General features: G+C 31.2%; 1 protein-coding gene. It reads left to right on the plus strand.

Annotated elements, in window-relative coordinates:
- Window positions 1-153: 153 nt before the first annotated feature.
- Window positions 154-579: a hypothetical protein gene (locus tag HY951_18475; GenBank protein MBI5542048.1), complete on the plus strand. Its 426-nt coding sequence runs from the start codon at window positions 154-156 to the stop codon at window positions 577-579.
- The last annotated feature ends 854 nt before the right edge of the window (window positions 580-1,433 follow it).

Genomic DNA, 1,433 nt, shown 5'->3' on the forward strand with positions numbered 1-1,433 from the left:
GAAGTAATGCAAATTTTGGGCATATCTGCTTTCGACAAAACACCTGTTAATGAGCTGCTGACAGAATTTCAAAAAAATCAAAATTTCAATGAACAAATAGATTTATTTAATTGTTAAATTTTAACGCATCAGTAGTAATTTTTTATATATAAATTGTTTACGTTTATTTTCTTGGTAGATGAAATTGCTCATCCCGATCTATTATATTTGTCTATTGGAAATAAGAGTATTAATGATAGCGTTTATATTACTTATAGTCCCGGAAGTTATGTATTAAAAGATGATATTTACATTGTTTCATCAAATAAAAAGTCCGACCCTTATAACTTTTTAAACGATTCATCTGATATAATTTTTTTTGGTTCAGGTATTTTAAATTCTTACTCAGTGATAGACAGCAGTATTATACTATTTGTAACAAAATTTCCTGAATTACCACGGTACTTCCATTCATCATATAAGATTTTATTTGTTAGAGATGAATACAATAAAGAATTTTTAAAGGTTAAAAATCCAAAAATGGAAATTATTAATGTAAGCGATACATTTAGGACTCTATTGAATAATAAAGTAAAATAATCAGAATCGAGTTGGAGGAGGATTTGCCTCCTCCTTCCTGCCATTCCGACACATGTTCTGTGAGGTATATTGTGTTTGTTAAACTTGAGATTACATATACCGGCATTATGAATGGTTGTTCCCCTTTAACTGTTGCAGCACATGTACTGACCCTCACGAATTATTTTACAGCATATAGCACCTCTTATTAATGCCTTCACGGCTTTACATCGCAGTATGAGATGCATTGTAACAATTGTTAAGGTTTGCTCTGCGTGATGGCCGATATCCTCAGGAAAACATCATAACTTTCATCTCATATTTCTATCGGATTTACATCTGTAAGTTTCGGATAGTTTCGGACTTTGTTTTGTCATAAAGACACACCCACTTTCGTCTGCCCTATCTCCGCTTTCTGTAATTCAGACTGAGATTTTACCACAGCTTCTTCCTGAAATTGTATCGTAACAGACAATCTTGCCTTAAACTAACAATTCCCACTTTCAAGGCTCGTCAGGGTTTTCTACCCAATAAATTTTTGATATACCAGGTATACATTATTAAACGTCATTGAATAAATTCTAACTGGGGTAAATTAAAATGTATTGCCCACTTTTTGAAGCGATAGCTGACGATTATACTTAATAATGTCTATTAAGGCTTTTTACATAAATAAAATGTTTAACTTATAGCATTCTGATATTCCTGTTTCGTAATAATTATTGAAAGTCGAATATTACTACTGATGCGTTAAAATTTAACAATTAAATAAATCTATTTGTTCATTGAAATTTTGATTTTTTTGAAATTCTGTCAGCAGCTCATTAACAGGTGTTTTGTCGAAAGCAGATATGCCCAAAATTTGCATTACTTCA

Source organism: Bacteroidia bacterium, assembly GCA_016218155.1.
Lineage (GTDB): Bacteria > Bacteroidota > Bacteroidia > Bacteroidales > GWA2-32-17 > GWA2-32-17.